A 16463-nucleotide genomic window follows, 5' to 3' on the forward strand; every position below is an offset into this window, starting at 1 on the left:
CACGTTCCTGTTTTCGACCTTGTTCAAGTCCCTGTTCACGTCCTTTGAGCCAAATTTCGGCTTCGATAGCTTCATCAGCGTGTTTATCGAACATATGTTCCTCCAAGGCTTTAAGCAGTTCAGGGCTTATGCGGCTTACGCGCAAACGGTTGAGGGCATCCCTAAAGATCGAGTCCTTCGATTCAGGAACTTCAAGCGGCCCCTGCGACAAGAGTTTCAGCCAGTAGTCCTCGCGTGAACCGATGCTCTTGCGAATCCTCTTAAAGTTCGGTAAATCAACTACAATATATCTATTTTTACTGAAAATGGGAAGAACCCGATGTGTTGAGTCGCTATGGTGAACCTCGTCCTCGCTATAGACGGCCCAAGTATCCTTAAAAATATCCTTTGACTTGAGAATTTGGAAATTACAAAGCCAGATGGATACCGTTTCGGGAAGTTCATAAAAATGAACCTTACGCTCCTTTTCGTCCATCAATTTAAAATACGTCGAGCGGTTATACTCGTACTTGCCTCGTAACGTTTGGTAGGAATTGTAGAGTTGGAGACGATCTAAAAAGAAGGGGTGGCTACGATTTTGCAACTCAATATTAAAATAACGGTTATCCTTGGTGGTTACCCACACGTCAAGTCGTGCGGAATCATCTTCTGGCATGAAAACGTTAATGGGCTTCTCGAACTCGTAATCGAGATCTATGATTTCGTGGTCGTTGTCTAGCCCAAGCAAACAATTGAGAATATCACGAATGGTGTCCTTGTCATCCATCAGCACGCGAAACGTTTCACTGTAATAAGGAAGCAAGAACTGTTCACCCTGCGCGTTCGTGACGATATAGTAGGCCCTCTTTTCTGATGTTGTATTATTTTCGGTCATTTACAATTCCTTTAGAGGGTTGGTTATGATTTGCCCCCTATACTATTAACACGCTTCAGCAAGCCGTTTGGCTCATGAAAACTTTGTAGCGTGGACAATGTCATTTGCCCCTCTTATTTGAAAGGAGGTGATGCTCATTCCGATTGGAGGTATATTTCCTACGATTACATCTCTTCCAATTATTATGATGGTTGTTCCTGCGGTTTCCGCCTCATCCGCAACATCGGCAACAATGCCAAATGGAAAGAAACCAAAAAGAACGACAAACAATAGCTTTAATAAAGAGAGCTTCGGGTCTCTTTTTTGTAGATTCTTTTATATGAACCGAATTGTCATTACGAAAACGATTCTGCTATTATTCGTCTCATGCTTTGCTTTTGTTAATGCGCGTCAGTATACTATTGAATCCCTGAAAAATCCAAGCACCAATCAACAAAACATAGCTCTGTTAAGTCAGGTACAAAAGACGATAGATGTGAATCGAAAATCCTTAAAGAAATTGCAATGGCTCGAAGTCGAGAAGAACGAAATAGTCAAAGTTTGCATAGACGGTAAAATCCCCGTATGGGAAACATCGATGAATGCGGCGATATACAGCGATTCCTGCATCGTATTCCAAGTACCGACGCTTATCGGCGTTGATTCGCTTAAAGCCTATTTCCGCAAAGACGGTAAATCACATAAGATTAATTTGGCAATCGGCTTGAAATACCTGAACTTCAAAAATAAACAAGTGCTGTTGGGCTATAACGAATTTACTAAGGATCAGTTGCAGAGATGGTTCAGACTCTTTGAAAACGAAGATCCAGAAAGGTTTGCGTCCGTTTCAGGTACATATTTAGTTGACAAGTATCCCATAACGAATTGTGAATTTACGCAGGTGATGTGGGATAGCATTCCCGAAAAATCCACCTATCAATACGACATACCAGTAAAAAAAGCACATAGAGAATATCTTGCCAGGAAAAAAGCCTCTGTACGTAACGATGGTTGCTCAGTTCACGATACTGCAGCAAGCAAGATAAACCTGTATCTGGCTATGAAATACGCTAATGCACGCAGTATTCGTGAAGGAATAAAGCCATATTACATTTTTTCCAAGACGGACCATAAAAAAGAGGCTATTCTAGAAAATAGCTATGTTATAAGGCGTTTGGCCTTTTCAGAAGAAAGCAAAGGTGAATTTATTCTAGTTTCAATAAATCCAACCTCAGACGGTTACAGGTTACCTTATTTGGACGAATGGACGTTGTTTGCTCGTGGAGGTGACAATAAAAAACGAGCCCCTTGGGGCGATTCTACGGCAACATTCGAAGAAGCCTCGAAGTATGCCAGATTTAATACAAAGCCCCCTCGCGATACAAACGGTTATTATTATGCAGAACCGGTAGGACAATTACTACCTAACGGCTATGGTTTATACGATATTTTCGGCCTTGTTAGAGAACGCGTCCTTTTAAGAAAACCTTTGTTCTTTAACGCTGGTTATGCATCGTGTTTTAAGGGAGGGGATTATGACGATTATTGGTATAAAATTCACAATGGAATTTATGAAATGGCGGAATCAGGAATGAATTCCGGTTTCCGCCTCATCCGCAACATCGGCAATAACGCCAAATGGAGCGAAGTCAAGGATTAAGTATTTCTATGAAACTGATTTTTCTATTAATCGCCGCCTGCTTTGCGTTTGCCTTGGCCGACAAAAAAGTTGATTTGACAACTGATTCTTTAAATCAAGAAATTTGGATCGAGGCTGAAAAAACTGAAACGATTAGAATTTGGAACTGAATCGATTAACGTGTATTTCCCAGATGCGGATAGTTCGCATAAAATCAATTTAGCAGTCGGGATGAAGTATCTCAATTTCAAAAACGAAGAAGTTCTTTTAGGATTTAATCGATACTCCGAAAAAGAATTACAGATGCTAGGGGTTTGCATTGCAGGGGAGCTCGGAGCAGTACCTTGTGGCCCCCAAAATGAAGATCCTGAAAGGCTTGTTTCCGTTACCGGAACGTACTTAGTAGATAAGTACCCCGTCACAAACTGCGAGTTTACACAATTGATGTGGGATAGTATTCCAGAAAAAGCAACATATGAATATTGGGATTTTCAAAAGCACCATAAAAAATGGTTGTCAAGAAAAAAACGCAGTATCCGAAATGAAAATTGTATAGCACATGACACCGCTGCTAATATGCTATCCGTACAGCAGGCCATGAAATACGCCAATGCCCGCAGTATTAAAGAAGGGCTTAAGCCATATTATCATTTTTCACCAATCGATGCCCAAAGCCCAGCAATTTTAGCCGATGGATATATAATAACCTATTGGGACTTTAAAGACTACGGAACGAGATTTTTTGATGGAGATGAATATTTCTACCCTAATCCATATATAAAGGTTACAGAAGATAAGACGTCCGATGGATATAGACTCCCTTATTACGACGAATGGATGATGTTCGCCCGAGGAGGGGACAAAAAAAAGAAAGCGCCTTGGGGAGACGTTACTGCAACTTTTGAAGAGGCTACAAAATATGCCAGATTTTCTGACTTCGTCAAAGAACAACACGAATATGAAGATACAGAACCAGTTGGTCAATTGTTGCCGAACGGATACGGTCTTTATGACATATTTGGCCTTGTTCAAGAAAATGTTTTATTAAAGAAATACCTTAGATACAACTTCAGCAATATTAGTTGCATGAAAGGAGGTGGTTATCAAGTTGTTACAGCCCCAAACATAAGTTTTAACAATATCTCTTATTGGAAAGATTTCGATTATGGGCATTACAAATCAGGAAGCTCACTCTTAGCCGGTTTCCGCTTAATCCGCAATATTGGCAATAACGCCAAGTGGACCGAAATTAAAACAGTTAGCAAAGAGTAGTGACCTGTTTCTAAGCTGCAAAATTCTATCTTATCTCCCGTGAATAAGAAATACATTATCCCTGTCGTTATTTTTTCGATTTTGTTGTTGCTCCCGTTTGGCGTGCAAACGGTTGCCGATTTGCGTGGCGAAAAGCGTTTCCAGCCGTTTGACATTTTCAAGGATGTGGTTTACACTCCGATTGTGCGCGAGAAAAAGGTCGCCGCGGTTGCGGACTCGCTGGATGTCAAGTGGCGTGCGGCGCGCGAGGCGATTGCTGCGGGTGCTGAGGTCGCTGATGCTTTGGAGCCTGTGACGTCTTCGCTTTCGGACTTGGAAGCGGCAGTGCTTTCGGTGAATACGTATGCTGAACTTGATACGGCTGAAGCTCGTTACAAGAGTCTCAAGTTGGCGGATACGCTGCTTTCGAAGCTGGAGGACGAACCAGAATCGTTCCCGCAGGCGGATTCTTGCATCAAGTCGCTCGTGGCTGACCTTGGTCATGTGTCGTTGTGGCGTGCGTTCTTGGACGTGAAGCATTACGGCGTGTGGACGAGCCGCTATTTGCGTGCTTTTGAAAATAAGATTGATGACGAGAGCGCTATTGTATTGGCGTTGCGCCCCAAGTACCAACTTGCGGTGTGGAACCTCTTTAGCGATCCGGGCGAGAAGGTTGTTCTCGGTGCTGCTGGCGATTGCATCGGTGCGGGCTGTGGGCGCGATACCGCCGCGGCTTCCGACCGTTGGCTTTTCTACCGCCAGGATGTAGAATTCTTGGTGCAGCCGTCTCCGCTTGATGTGCGCAGTGCAAAGCTTGACAATCCGGTGAAGGCGATTGAAAGGTTCCGCGACCAGCTCAAGGCGAAGGGTGTAGAACTCTTGGTGGTGATTACGCCGGGTAAGCCGAGCATTTACCCGGAACGGTTGACGGGCAAAAATTCGGATGGTGCTGGGAATGCTGGTGCTGAGAATGCTGCCGGAACTGCCGCGGGTGAAAATGCCGTCGGGCTCCAGTCGCATGGCAAGAAGATTTTGGATTCGCTCACGCGTGCTGGCTTTAACACGGTGGATTTGTACACGCCGCTTTTGGCGGCGAAGTCCCGCGATTCCGTTGAAGGTGCGCTTTACCTGAACGACGATACGCACTGGACTCCGCGTGGGGCGGAAATTGCGGCTGACGTGATTGCGAAGAACGTCCGCGAAATGGTGGCTGCGGGAATCGTCAAATTCCGCGGAAGGGATGAGGTGCGCTACATTGCCGCCGATTCCGTGGCGGACCGCATGGGAGACGTGGGTGAAATGAGCGGACTCAACAAGTTCAATGCATTCAAGGTGCAGAAAGTGACGGGACACGTTGTTTCGCAACAGAATATCAAGGATCGCACCGAAAAACTCCCGATGGATACTGCTTGCGTTGCTGCGGCTAAGAATGCTTGCAAAAAGAGCGATTCTTGCTTTATTGCTCAGTCCGCGCTTTGTGAACGAGACACTGTGCTTTACGACACCACAATCACTCCTTTCAAAGACGATTTCCGCAAGTCCGAAATCTTGATTCTCGGAGACAGCTTCAGTCGCATTTATCAGACTGATTCGCCGGTGAACGCCGGATGGATTGCTCATTTCGCGAAGAACATGAACCGCCCGGTCGCATCCATCGTAAGCGACGGTGGCGCCTCGACGCTCGTCCGTGAAAAGCTCGCCCGCAAGGCTAGCGTGCTCAAAGGCAAGAAACTTCTCATTTGGGAATTCGTGGAACGCGACCTCCGCTTCGGCGCCGAAGGCTGGAAGGACGTGGAATTTTAAGGTATGAGCGATGAGGTCGTGCTTCGCACTGTCGGCTCGCTTCGCTTTGAGCAAATTGCTCATACCCCAAAGGGCCGTAAGGCCCGAGCCCATACCCCATACCTACTGTTTACTTCCTACTGCTTACTTCCTCCTAACCACTAACCACTATTTACTAACCACCAACCACTGCTTATGCCAAGACATGGAACCCCGACGCCGGGACAGGCGATCCTCGAAGGAATTGAATGGCTTAAAATCGACAAGCAGGAATTTGCCCGCAGGGTGGGCGTTTCTGTAGAAATGCTCGACCAGTTGATTGCAGGTGAAATCAGCATCTCGACCGAGATGGCGAATGCGCTCGAATCCGTGACCGGGAGCCCTGCCGCCTACTGGAAAATGCTCGAACGCAAAAGCCGCGCCTCTCGTTAGGCCGCGCATTCCAGTAAATCGCGCATCTCGTTAGGCAGCACATCTCGTTAGGCTGTGCTTCGCGCTGTCATTCCCAGCTTGATCGGGAATCTCCACATTCTATTTTTTTATACTTGACTTGTAAATAATTAAAATTTTGATTTTGCGATATGAATATTAAAGATGCTGTTTCTTTTATGTGCGACATCGCCAAGGGCGAAGCCGACCAGTTTGATGTGATTGCTTCCAACTCCCATTCCGAAGGCCTTTCGGTTTTTCAAGGGCAAGTGCAAAATACCGAAATTTCGGATTCCGTCGGGCTCGGTGTCCGAGTCATTAAGGATGGTCGCCCGGGCTATGCTCACACGGAACGCTTGACAGACGAAGCTTTACGCCAGACGCTCAAGGACGCTCTTTGCCACACGCAGTGGACCGAAAAAATCGACATCACGCTCCCGCAGGCGGTTGAACTCCCGAAGGACGAACCGAATTACAATCCGGCGCTCGAATCGCTTGACCTTGTGACCATGAAGGATTTCTGCATTGAACTTGAAAAGGCTACGTTTGCGAAGTCCAAAGAAATCGAGAACATTCCGTATCTCGGTGGCGATATCGAGCATGATTATTCCATTGTCGCAAACAACACGGGGCTTTTTTACGAGGCGCGTTCGAACTGCGCTTCTGCCGGTGCCGGTGCTGTCGCAAGCCGCGATGGCATCAAGAAACTTGGAAATTTTGTGAAAAACGGCCGCAATTGGAACGATTTTTCTGTCGAAGAAATCGCAAGCAAGACGGCTGAATACGCTACGGAACTTTTTGGCGCCAAGAAAATCGAAGGCGGCAAGATTCCGGTGATTCTTTCGGAGCGCATCTCGGCACGTTTCCTTGGCATGTACAACCAACCGTTTTTCGCTGAAACGATGCAAAAAGGGCAGTCTCGTCTTGATGGCAAGGAAGGCGAAAAAGTCGCCAGCGATGTTTTCTCTTTGTGGAACGATCCGGTTGGCGAAATGTTCCAGCACAAGTTTTATTTCGATTCTGAAGGTTGCGTGACCAAGCGCGTCAAGGTCGTCGAAAATGGCGTCTTCAATTCTGCACTTTACAATCTCGAAACTGCTGCCAAGGCTCATTGCGAAACAACCGGTAACGGAGACCGCAGCTTTGGTAGCAAAATGTCCACGAGCTTCTACAATATGCTTGTGCCGCCTGGAACGATGACGACCGCGGAACTCCTCAAGCTGTTCCCGAAGTGCTTGCTTGTGGTGCGCCTGGAAGGCAATTCCGGCTGCAATCCCGTGAGTGGAGAACTCAGCATCGGGGCGCACGGCTTCTGGTGCGAAAACGGCGCTATCCAGCATCCGGTCGATGGCGTGACGCTTAGCGGAAACTTCTTTGACATCATCAAGAACATTGTGGCGGTCGGTAACGAATACCGTGACCCGTTTGCAAGCTATAAAGTCCCAGCTCTTGCCGTGAGCGAACTTAGCGTCAGCGCATAGTCCGCACGTATCTGAAAGTTCGTGTTCTAAGCAAACGCGCGTTCTAAAACCGTGCGCTTTCTCGACAAGGGTAGCGCTTTTCCTGAACGCGCAATTCTTGTAAGGCTCCTTTGCAAAAAAAAATGCTGCAAGAACGTTTGGAGGCGACCTTAGTCCTTGCAGCACTATGTTTGAGGCGTAAATTAGTTTGTTTTTAGCGCGGCACGTATTTGTGACGGAAAATACAAGCTGTCTGGCGTAACGAATTTGGCTTGTTGCATTTTCGCGTTCTTGATTAAGTCTTTGATGTCCTTGATGACAATCCCGCTTGCCTTCAAAAGATTTCTCAAAAAATTCTCGATGGCGCAACTCAAGGCGTTGCTTTTAAACAAATGAATGATATCTTTATTTTCGCAGTCGATGAGGTTGTCTAAAATTTCTTGAATAGATTCATGAACTGCATTGTCCGATGCTAATTCAATAAAACTTTGGTTGTAATTGTACTCGGCAGCATGTTCTGCGTAAAGGTCGAGAAGTGTTGCTGTCTTGCCAACCTTTAAATTAGATTCTGAATGGCCTTTGAATGCGTTTATTTTCAGATCTGGATTGTTTTTCAATTCGGTCGCAGCTGTATGCAAAAGATTGATGACCTCAGCCTGTTTGAGACTCACTTGCGAAACGTCCTTGAAAACGAGCGTCATAGCGAGCAAAATGAGGTCTAAATAAGGATTAGACTCATTTGTTGCAATGTTATTCTGCTCGGCCATACCACATCTCCAATTTGACGGAGATAAAGATAACTTGTATAGACCCCTTTTTGCAATAACCCAAATGGGTTATTCTTGCAGAAAAATGGCAAAAATCAATTTATTTTTTGAATATATTTTCGAGAGAGGCCATGAAATAGTTCTTTTTTTGCTCGGTAACGCCCTTTAAAAGTTGTTCGACGTCATTTTTTGTCAAGTTCGGGTAGTATTCGAATAGTTTTTTGGCATGTTCCTTGCGCTCTTCTGTCTGGCCTAGAATATTGCAGCACGCAATTATGATTAAGCGAATAGCCATTGCTTTGGGCGTGAAAAGCAAAACTTGGTTGGCTAGGTTCTTGCATTCCTCGATTTTCCCTTGCAAAAGCAAAAGGAATGTCTTGGCCTGGTATGTATGCTGGAGCGCTGATTCAGGAATGTGCTTTATGCAATCGTCAATCAGCTCTGTGGCGAGCTTTTCTTGCCCGGTTAACAGGTAAATCTGGGAAAGAAGCGTTCGGGCCATGATCGTTTGCGGGTTGGCCTCGATAACTTGTTTGAGGTATGCGATAGCTTCGGCCTTGTTCCCGATGGTGATATTGTATAACGCCATAATCATCTGCGAATAGATGGAATAGGGCGCGTTGTACATCGCTTTACGTGCGATTTCGCCTAGAGTCTTGCAACTTTCGATCGGGTCGCCCCAGTTTTCCAAGAAGGCGTAATAATAGGCCGTGGCAAGAATGTAAAGGACAAAATCGATATAAGAATCGTCCTTGACAAGCGGACCGAGCATTTTTTTGCAAATTTCAAAGGATTCTTGGCTGCGGTTTTCGAGCTTGGCGTAACAGTAGGTCGCCGCATACCACCAGTATGGAATGGGGCTTTTTTCGGTGTATTTTAGCTTGGCCGATGCTAGTGCTATGCTTCTGAACAGCAAAATCGTGGACTTTTGGGCGAGCATCTGTAGGTCGTCCGAGTTGATTTTGATTGAAGTTGTCCAAAGAATTTCGTGAGATGTCCCAATTCTGACAGATATATATAAGATTTCTTCACCGCTTTCCGAGGCTGAAACTTCAATGAGAAATCCGGGTTCGGTGCTTGTTTTCGAGGTGTCGATGATGCGGAATAGGTGGTATTGGTGTATCGCTTCGACAATCGAGAGGTAAAGGCTGTAGGCGTTGCTGTGCTCGGGGAAGGTTCCTTTTGTCTGGAATGAAACGACAAGATCTTTTGGACTGTTGTCCGTTTCGAAACTTTCCTTGGGGAGTAGCCCAGCCGAAACTGCTTCGGTTCTGTTGGTTACTTCGAGTATTTTGTATATGTTGGCGAGGTGAACTTTGACTGTGTTCGCCGAAATGTTCAGCGTTTTGCAAATCTCGTTATTCGTAAGTCCCTTACGAAGTAAATTCAATATTTCTTTCTGACGTGGAGTCAGTTCCTGCATCTTTTTATTCTCAAACATGGCTTAAATTTAATTTTTTACCTTGTTTCGTTGGCTCTGACAATGATTCAAAAGCCTTTTTTGGGCGAAAAAAATGCTTTTTTGAGCGAAAAACGAAGAAAATACTTTTTTTTTGGGGGGGGGCGCGTTGTCTGTTTGTTCACTTTATGTATTGCTGTGTCAAATAATGTAAAGCGAGTTTATCCATATATATGTTACATTATCTATATATATGGTAACAGACTATATAAACTTAACAAATTCTAAATTTTGTAGATAAGAAAATATGAGTTTATTGAAAAATTAATTTTACTATTCCCAAAATTGCAAATAATTGATTATATTGCGCCTTGTAAGAATTATATATTACAAACAAAGAAAAATGTAAGAAAAAAATATACATGTGTGAGAGATTGTACGAAGTATGATAGGGGCTTCACTACAATTTCTAGCTATGCAACTGAATCTTCATTTGAGACGTACGATGTCGATACGTGAGGATGTGGTTGTTGTGTCTAGAATAGTTGAAAATGATGGGAAAGAGTACGAAGGAGCGGTTAATAAGCTCAATCTTTTCCTTGTGAATATGGAACGCGATAGCATGGTGAAGAATCATGCTGTTCCTGAATATCGTGGCGACCGAGCGGTTGTGCCATCTAAAGTCGTTTATTTGAACTTGTATTTTGTACTTGCTGCGAATTTTAAGGGCGGAAATTATGTTGATTCGTTGCGCTACCTGTCTAGAGCGGTAGGCTTTTTTTTAGATCATTCATATTTTGAACGCACAACTTCGCCAGATATGCCGCAAGGCATCGAAAAGCTTGCCATAGACATGGAAAACATGAATATGCAAGAAATGAATAATTTGTGGGGGACGATTGGCGCTAAATATGTACCTTCGGTACTTTATCGCCTGAAAACGGTTGCGCTTGGAGGCAACTACTCATATTATCAACCTTACGTTGTCCGACTTCCTGAAAATTCGGAATTGGGGGTCCTCTAATGGAATACACAAAATATGTAGATGTATCTCTTTGCCATGAGTACTACAACGGTAGTTCTTGTGGCTTCAAAGTGTTACCATCGGTTGAAACGGCAGAACTCTTGAAAAGGGAAGACTCTCTGTGCCGTATCTATGATGGAAAAGTGCGCATTTTGGCGCCAATAACTGCTTTTACCGAAGAAACGACACTCTTCTTTTATGTAAAGGCTTCTATTGCCGAAATTTGGAATATGACCTATTTCGATGGAATTGTCCATGACGAATTTCCGGTAGCGGTTGTATCAAACAAGGGCGCTTATTTTGAGGGGCGGCAAAAAAATACACTTCCCGAACTTCAGCGTATGTTCGGCGTTATTTTTGCGTTGGAGCTCCACTTGACTCCTAAGCAGCCGCTTGTGTGCACTGTTAAAGTGCCGACAAAAAAATTGAGGTGGTGCTATTGCGTTTCGGGCATTTATGCCGAACGTGATTTGCGAATAAACGACTCGTTGGATGCTGAAAATCCGGTGCAGTTTGATTGCGTGGAAAAAACTTCGCGACTCTCTCTTTACGTCTCTCGGAGCGAAATTCCGATTGTGAGCGGAGCGCCTTCACGGTTCCAACTGATGGATTCTGCAACGTCCAAGGTTTTGATGAAAAACCTTCCGAATGCAAATGGTAGGACTATTGCCAAGGCGAGTCTTGATGATGGCACGCGAGCCATTGTCGCTGAATGTTTTATTAATCCATAACCATAGGAGAATCATAAATGCCTGCATCATACAAAACTCCGGGCGTCTATCTCGTCGAGAAAGACGCGTTCCCGGGCTCGGTGGTGGAAGTTGCAACCGCTATTCCTGCGTTTATCGGCTACACCGAAAAGGCGGAATACAATGGAAAGGACTTGACAAACAAGCCCTTCCGCATTACTTCCTTTGCTGAATATCTCAACATCTTCGGTGGCGCTCCGTCCATAAGGTTTACTTATGGCAAGGCTGCCGATGCTGCCCCTGCCGAAAACGCCGAAGGCGAAGGTGAATCCGAAGCTAAGAGCGAAGAAGGCAAGGCTGTTCTTACCGCAAAGAAGATGTATCGTCTTTACGATTCCATGCGCATTTTCTTCCAGAACGGTGGGGCCGCTTGCTATATCTGCTCTGTCGGCGGTTACAGCAAGGAAATTGACAAGGATACCTTGCTCAATGGCATCACGCCGTTTGTCAAGGAACAGGAACCGACAATTATGCTTGTGCCGGATGCCGTTTCTTTGGACAACGCTTCTGATTGCGCTAGCATCCAGAATGCCTTGCTTGCCCATTGCGACAAGATGCAGAATCGTTTTACCATCCTCGACGTGTTCGATGGCTACAAGGAACCTCTGGAATGCATCAACCAGTTCCGCGAAGGCGTGACCTCGTTCCTCAAGTATGGTGCAGCTTACTACCCGTGGATCCATACGAATATCGTTTCTCCGAACGAAGTTTCGTTTGCCAATATTGACCCGGCTGAAGATGCATATGCAGCGCTTGCCTTGGACCTTGCACAGTCTGTTGTGCCGAGCCTCAAGACGCTCGATGACGATACGTCGAACTTGACCAAGCGCGAAGCCGAACTTGTAAGTTTCTTCAAGAAGCTTAGCGAATTTGATGCGGCGAAGGACGATCCGACGGATCTGCACAACACCTTGAAGGTGGTTTGCCCGAAGTATGCAACCATGATGAACAACATGAGCGAAATGCTCAACTTGATGGCTCCTTCTGCTGCGATGGCCGGTATTTATGCCCGTGTCGATAATAGCGAAGGCGTGTGGAAGGCTCCGGCAAACGTGGGCGTCAATGGCGTTGTTTCTCCGGCGGTGAACTTGACCAACGACGAACAGGAAGACTTGAACGTTCCGCTGAACGGTAAGGCCGTGAACGCCATCCGCTACTTTGTGGGCGACGGTATCAAGGTCTGGGGTGCACGTACGCTCGATGGTAACAGCCTCGATTGGCGCTATGTGAACGTCCGCCGCACGATGATTATGCTTGAAGAATCGATCAAGCAGGCTTCCAAGGCTTACGTGTTCGATGCCAATACAGCAACGACATGGCTCACGATGAAGAGCATGATTGCAAACTTCCTCAATGGCATTTGGAAGCGTGGCGGCCTTGCTGGAACTTCTCCGGATGACGCTTACGAAGTCCATGTCGGTCTTGGCGATACCATGACTCCGGAAGATATCCTCGAAGGCATTTTGAGAGTGACCGTCAAGGTGGCTCTGATCCGCCCGGCAGAATTTATCGAACTCACATTCCAACAACAGCAACAGAAATCGTAATAGGGGGTAATTAACATGGCTGATGAAAATGGCGCAGCACAAAGTGCAAGCATATGGCCCATGCCGAAATTCCACTTTCTCGTAAAGTGGGGGGATGCTCAAATGTCTTTCCAGGAAGTTACTGGACTTTCTGCAAAAGCTGATGAAATCAAGTACCGCTCTGGCGATAGTAGCATTTTCTCTGTTGTGAAGATGCCGGGTCTCTTGACTTACGACAACGTAACGATGAAGAAGGGCATTTTCAAGGGCGATAACAAGTTCTGGGATTGGTTCTCGAAAATCAAGATGAATACGATCGAACGTATTACCGTTACGATTAGCCTTCTTGATGAAACGGATACTCCGACGATGACTTGGACCCTCAAGAATGCATGGCCGACAAAGATCAGTACCGATGGCATGAAGTCCGACGATAACAACGTTGCGATTGAGTCCATCGAAATTGTTCACGAAGGTCTTGAAATCACTAACGGTTAATAGGTAGAATCATGTCGCTCTTCGATATTTCTGGTGTTGAAGACTGGATCCATCCAGTTTCGTTTTACTTTCGCGTTGTTATTGACGGTCTAGCCACTGCGTTTAACGAAGTGAGTGGAATTGATACAACGGTGGAGTCTGAGCGAGTTGTATCGGGGGGCGATGATTCCCATTGTTATTATGTTCCTACCAAAAAAACTTATGGCGATCTTGTTTTGAAACGCGGAATGTTGAAGGTTATAGATCCGTTTTTCTTATGGTGTAAGGAATGTATAAGTGCACCATTAATAACTGGTCGCATTAAGCCCAAAACGGTAGTTGTGATGCTTCTGGATGAAATGAAATTACCTGTGGCCTCATGGACTTTTAATGATGCTTATCCTGTAAAATGGAGTCTAGGAGCCTTTAACGCTGAAAAAAGTGAAATAGCTATAGAGACGGTTTCGCTAAAGTACTATTCAATGGACGTTAATTAAGGTTTTAGATGTCGTTAGAAATAAAAAATTTGGTCATTAATGTTCATGTGTCCGGTTCTGCCGAAGATAAAGTATTTAGCAGAATTGAAAATTTGCGTTCTGAAATTTTGGACGAGTGCAAAGAGCTCATTAGCGAATCTGAAGACCGGATGAGGGAACGTTAAACATGGCTCAGGAAAAACTGAAAATAAAAGCAAATGGCAAAGAATTTACTGCCATGGTGAATCCTGAAAAATATAACGTTAAGGATTCTATTGAATATTCTGATACCAATGAGCAGAGAGGTCCGAAGTTTAATCAATATGGCGGATCTAAATTTAAGGTTCCGAAAATTTTTTTAGATACGACTGGTGTAATCCCTGTAGCGCAATGGCCCATTCCGAATGGAACCATTGATGCAATGGTCAAGTTACTCAAAAGCGTCGTCTATGATTATGATGGAAGCTCTCATGAACCTCCAATAGTTGATGTTATTTGGGGGTCGAATCAATTCAAGGGACGTTTGCTTACGATTGATGTAACATACACCCTCTTTGATTCTGAGGGTGGCCCGCTCCGCGCAGAAATTGAGCTGGAATTTATTTCGTATCAGACGATGACTGAAATTGAGGCCGAAGCGAACAAAAGTTCTCCGGACCTCACCCATATTATAGAAGTCAAGGCGGGGGACACTCTTCCGAATCTTTGCAACAAAGTATATAAGGATTCGTCATATTATATGCAGGTGGCACGAATTAATGGACTTTCGAGTTTTTGCCGTTTAAAACCCGGAACGCGCCTTATGTTCCCGCCACTTGTCGATTGAGGTTTGAATGTCTGGAAAATCTCCTATTTCAAGTGCGGAAGGTGTAGCTGAGTGCGTTATTGAAGGCGGTGGCAAGGCGCTGTCGTCTGCAATTCCTGTTGTATCTGTAGATGTCTATTACAATATTAACATGATTCCTAAAGCCGTCATTGTTATTGAAGATGGCGAAATGAGCAAGGGAACCTTCCCGCTGAGCGATGGCAATACCCTTGAACCCGGCTCCGAAATTACGGTTAAGTTGGGCTATGGCACAAATGCAAATGCTGTGTTCAAAGGAATCGTTGTGCGTCATGGCGTTACGATTTCTAAGAGAGGGCGCAGTTGTGTAAAAATCGAATGCCGTAATAAGGCGATCGCCATGACTTGTGCGCGTAAAAATGCGAACTATCTGAACAAAACGGATGATGCCATCGTTAATGAAATCACAGGAAACTATGGCGGTGTTACGCTAAGTTCTAGTATGGGCGGTGCTGCACATAAAGAAATTTTGCAGTATTATTGCACCGATTGGGATTTTATCATGACGCGAGCCGAAGCCAATGGTTGTTGGCTTGTAACTGAAAGTAATAATTTATCTATAAAGAAAATCGCAGCAACAGGAAGTGCCGAGGTAGAACTCACGTGGGGAACGGATATCATTGAGTTCAAGGCCGAAGCAAATGCTCTTTCGCAAGTCAAGAAGGTTGTTGCCAAATCGTGGGATGTCACAAAACAAGAAGTCATTTCGGATAATTCCGGTATGAAATCCTTGGGCGGGCAAAACAGTTTTAGCAATACAAAACTTCAAGAAGTATTAAAAGTCGCCACCAATACACTTCAAATAAATTCTCAGGTGCCTAAAGGTGAACTGAAATCTTGGGCTGAGGCCGATCAATTGAAAAACGAGCTTTCTCGTGTTTGTGGTTCTGTGGTGTGTTGGGGAACAACGAAAGGTGCGTTGGGCGGTTTGGTTGCGTTGAAGAATGTCGGGACGCGTTTTAAAGGGAACGCTCTTGTTTCGGGGATTCATCATCATTTCTCTGATGGACTCTGGACAACTGAATTTTCGTTTGGCATGTCCAAAGAATGGTTCTACGAAAAATTTGAAACGTCTGCACCGATTTCTTCTGGAATAAACTGTGGTGTACATGGACTTTTGACGGGCATCGTGGAGCAAATTCACGAAGACCCTGATAATTTAAATCGCGTCAAGGTGAAAATACCTTTGATGGAAAACACAACGCAAGATGTGTGGGCGCGCCTTGGTGGCGCTTATGCATCGAATGGTGTGGGCTTCTTGTTCTATCCCGAAGTGGGCGACGAAGTGATTCTCGGCTTTTTCGGAGGAGACCCTTCGAGCCCTGTGATTTTGGGAAGTCTTTACAGCGGCAAGCGAACGCCGCCGCAAGCGCTTGAACAGGCGAATAACAAGAAGCTTATTCTCACGCGCGAAAAGCTGAGCGTTGAATTTAACGAAGAAGACAAATCCATTACGATTTCAACTCCGGGCGATCGCAAGTTCGTTCTTGATGACAAAGCCAAGAAAATCTCGGTGGAAGATGGCTCTGGTAATAAAGTTGAAATGTCCGATAGCGGCATCAAGATGGAATCGAAAAAGGATATCACTATCGATACCAAGGGCAAGTTCAGCGTTTCGGCGGTGAGTGGAATCGGTCTTGCTGTAAAGAGCGGTGATCTCAAGGGCGAAGGGCTGAATGTGGAATTTAATGGGAAGGTTGGTTTTACTGGTAAGGGCAACGCCAAGGCCGAAGTTTCAGCGTCTGGGCAGACGGTGATCAAGGGTGCCATGGTGATGATTAACTAGG

17 protein-coding genes and 1 pseudogene are annotated in these 16463 nt (G+C 45.2%); 14 read left to right on the forward strand and 4 right to left on the reverse strand.

From position 1 onward, the window contains the following. On the reverse strand, nucleotides 1-874 hold an 874-nt coding region (locus HUF13_RS14570; protein WP_304039232.1), incomplete at its 3' end, for a PD-(D/E)XK nuclease family transposase. Nucleotides 875-1004: 130 nt separating this feature from the next. Between HUF13_RS14570 and HUF13_RS14575 the strand changes: the two genes are divergently transcribed. The 6 genes from HUF13_RS14575 (at nucleotide 1005) to HUF13_RS14595 (ending at nucleotide 7435) form a co-directional block, all read left to right on the forward strand. Beyond that, nucleotides 1005-2513, forward strand: a complete 1509-nt coding sequence (locus HUF13_RS14575) for an SUMF1/EgtB/PvdO family nonheme iron enzyme (RefSeq protein ID WP_304039234.1) — start codon at nucleotides 1005-1007, stop codon at nucleotides 2511-2513. Nucleotides 2514-2521: 8 nt separating this feature from the next. Further along, entirely contained in the window at nucleotides 2522-2662 is a 141-nt protein-coding gene (locus HUF13_RS17440) for a hypothetical protein (protein WP_304039235.1), read from the forward strand. Nucleotides 2663-2723: 61 nt separating this feature from the next. Further along, nucleotides 2724-3764 carry an SUMF1/EgtB/PvdO family nonheme iron enzyme gene (locus tag HUF13_RS14580; RefSeq protein ID WP_304039237.1) on the forward strand — a complete coding sequence of 347 codons (1041 nt, stop codon included), beginning with the start codon at nucleotides 2724-2726 and terminating at the stop codon, nucleotides 3762-3764. Nucleotides 3765-3803: 39 nt separating this feature from the next. Next, nucleotides 3804-5546 carry a hypothetical protein gene (locus HUF13_RS14585; protein ID WP_173475806.1) on the forward strand — a complete coding sequence of 581 codons (1743 nt, stop codon included), beginning with the start codon at nucleotides 3804-3806 and terminating at the stop codon, nucleotides 5544-5546. 174 nt (nucleotides 5547-5720) lie between these two features. Beyond that, nucleotides 5721-5957, forward strand: coding sequence for a helix-turn-helix domain-containing protein (locus tag HUF13_RS14590; protein WP_173475807.1), 237 nt, complete (start codon nucleotides 5721-5723; stop codon nucleotides 5955-5957). A gap of 149 nt (nucleotides 5958-6106) precedes the next feature. Further along, the gene (locus HUF13_RS14595; RefSeq protein ID WP_173475808.1) at nucleotides 6107-7435 is read left to right on the forward strand and encodes a TldD/PmbA family protein; all 1329 of its coding nucleotides are present in this window, start codon (nucleotides 6107-6109) and stop codon (nucleotides 7433-7435) included. 182 nt (nucleotides 7436-7617) lie between these two features. Here HUF13_RS14595 and HUF13_RS14600 read toward each other — a convergent pair whose 3' ends face one another. The 3 genes and pseudogenes from HUF13_RS14600 to HUF13_RS17625 all read right to left on the reverse strand — a co-directional run. Then, nucleotides 7618-8181, reverse strand: a complete 564-nt coding sequence (locus tag HUF13_RS14600; protein ID WP_173475809.1) for a hypothetical protein — start codon at nucleotides 8179-8181, stop codon at nucleotides 7618-7620. Between the two features lie 100 nt (nucleotides 8182-8281). Further along, the gene (locus HUF13_RS17620) at nucleotides 8282-9121 is read right to left on the reverse strand and encodes a tetratricopeptide repeat protein (protein WP_369697084.1); all 840 of its coding nucleotides are present in this window, start codon (nucleotides 9119-9121) and stop codon (nucleotides 8282-8284) included. Nucleotides 9122-9439: 318 nt separating this feature from the next. Beyond that, nucleotides 9440-9595: pseudogene (locus HUF13_RS17625) on the reverse strand (response regulator transcription factor); the annotation flags it as partial. Between the two features lie 460 nt (nucleotides 9596-10055). On the opposite strand from HUF13_RS17625, the gene HUF13_RS14610 reads away from it, so the two are divergent. Genes HUF13_RS14610 through vgrG form a run of 8 tightly spaced genes read left to right on the forward strand, consistent with a single transcriptional unit; the run spans nucleotide 10056 to nucleotide 16462 of the window. Next, complete coding sequence (locus HUF13_RS14610) at nucleotides 10056-10604, forward strand: DUF4255 domain-containing protein (protein WP_173388079.1); 549 nt, start codon at nucleotides 10056-10058, stop codon at nucleotides 10602-10604. Then, complete coding sequence (locus HUF13_RS14615; RefSeq protein WP_173475812.1) at nucleotides 10604-11335, forward strand: hypothetical protein; 732 nt, start codon at nucleotides 10604-10606, stop codon at nucleotides 11333-11335. Before HUF13_RS14610 ends, HUF13_RS14615 begins: the two co-directional genes overlap by 1 nt. 17 nt (nucleotides 11336-11352) lie before the next feature. Next, complete coding sequence (locus tag HUF13_RS14620; protein WP_173475813.1) at nucleotides 11353-12900, forward strand: phage tail sheath subtilisin-like domain-containing protein; 1548 nt, start codon at nucleotides 11353-11355, stop codon at nucleotides 12898-12900. 15 nt (nucleotides 12901-12915) lie between these two features. Further along, the gene (locus tag HUF13_RS14625) at nucleotides 12916-13377 is read left to right on the forward strand and encodes a phage tail protein (RefSeq protein ID WP_173388076.1); all 462 of its coding nucleotides are present in this window, start codon (nucleotides 12916-12918) and stop codon (nucleotides 13375-13377) included. A gap of 11 nt (nucleotides 13378-13388) precedes the next feature. Further along, nucleotides 13389-13853, forward strand: a complete 465-nt coding sequence (locus HUF13_RS14630) for a phage tail protein (protein WP_173388075.1) — start codon at nucleotides 13389-13391, stop codon at nucleotides 13851-13853. Between the two features lie 8 nt (nucleotides 13854-13861). Then, nucleotides 13862-14017 carry a DUF5908 family protein gene (locus HUF13_RS17630; protein ID WP_366520338.1) on the forward strand — a complete coding sequence of 52 codons (156 nt, stop codon included), beginning with the start codon at nucleotides 13862-13864 and terminating at the stop codon, nucleotides 14015-14017. Nucleotides 14018-14019: 2 nt separating this feature from the next. Beyond that, entirely contained in the window at nucleotides 14020-14658 is a 639-nt protein-coding gene (locus tag HUF13_RS14635; protein WP_173388074.1) for a peptidoglycan-binding protein, read from the forward strand. A 7-nt stretch (nucleotides 14659-14665) separates the two neighbouring features. After that, complete coding sequence (gene vgrG / locus HUF13_RS14640) at nucleotides 14666-16462, forward strand: type VI secretion system tip protein VgrG (RefSeq protein ID WP_173475814.1); 1797 nt, start codon at nucleotides 14666-14668, stop codon at nucleotides 16460-16462. The last annotated feature ends 1 nt before the right edge of the window (nucleotide 16463 follow it).

Source organism: Fibrobacter succinogenes, assembly GCF_902779965.1.
Taxonomy (GTDB): domain Bacteria; phylum Fibrobacterota; class Fibrobacteria; order Fibrobacterales; family Fibrobacteraceae; genus Fibrobacter; species Fibrobacter succinogenes_F.

Excerpts from the sequence above, each read along its gene's own strand:
- HUF13_RS14575 (WP_304039234.1), top strand. The coding sequence starts at position 1,005 with ATGCTCATTCCGATTGGAGGTATATTTCCTACGATTACATCTCTTCCA.
- HUF13_RS17440 (WP_304039235.1), top strand. The coding sequence starts at position 2,522 with ATGAAACTGATTTTTCTATTAATCGCCGCCTGCTTTGCGTTTGCCTTG.
- HUF13_RS14580 (WP_304039237.1), top strand. The coding sequence starts at position 2,724 with ATGAAGTATCTCAATTTCAAAAACGAAGAAGTTCTTTTAGGATTTAAT.
- HUF13_RS14590 (WP_173475807.1), top strand. The coding sequence starts at position 5,721 with ATGCCAAGACATGGAACCCCGACGCCGGGACAGGCGATCCTCGAAGGA.
- HUF13_RS14595 (WP_173475808.1), top strand. The coding sequence starts at position 6,107 with ATGAATATTAAAGATGCTGTTTCTTTTATGTGCGACATCGCCAAGGGC.
- HUF13_RS14600 (WP_173475809.1), bottom strand. The coding sequence starts at position 8,181 with ATGGCCGAGCAGAATAACATTGCAACAAATGAGTCTAATCCTTATTTA.
- HUF13_RS17620 (WP_369697084.1), bottom strand. The coding sequence starts at position 9,121 with ATGCTCGCCCAAAAGTCCACGATTTTGCTGTTCAGAAGCATAGCACTA.
- HUF13_RS14610 (WP_173388079.1), top strand. The coding sequence starts at position 10,056 with ATGCAACTGAATCTTCATTTGAGACGTACGATGTCGATACGTGAGGAT.
- HUF13_RS14615 (WP_173475812.1), top strand. The coding sequence starts at position 10,604 with ATGGAATACACAAAATATGTAGATGTATCTCTTTGCCATGAGTACTAC.
- HUF13_RS14620 (WP_173475813.1), top strand. The coding sequence starts at position 11,353 with ATGCCTGCATCATACAAAACTCCGGGCGTCTATCTCGTCGAGAAAGAC.
- HUF13_RS14625 (WP_173388076.1), top strand. The coding sequence starts at position 12,916 with ATGGCTGATGAAAATGGCGCAGCACAAAGTGCAAGCATATGGCCCATG.
- HUF13_RS14630 (WP_173388075.1), top strand. The coding sequence starts at position 13,389 with ATGTCGCTCTTCGATATTTCTGGTGTTGAAGACTGGATCCATCCAGTT.
- HUF13_RS17630 (WP_366520338.1), top strand. The coding sequence starts at position 13,862 with ATGTCGTTAGAAATAAAAAATTTGGTCATTAATGTTCATGTGTCCGGT.
- HUF13_RS14635 (WP_173388074.1), top strand. The coding sequence starts at position 14,020 with ATGGCTCAGGAAAAACTGAAAATAAAAGCAAATGGCAAAGAATTTACT.
- vgrG (WP_173475814.1), top strand. The coding sequence starts at position 14,666 with ATGTCTGGAAAATCTCCTATTTCAAGTGCGGAAGGTGTAGCTGAGTGC.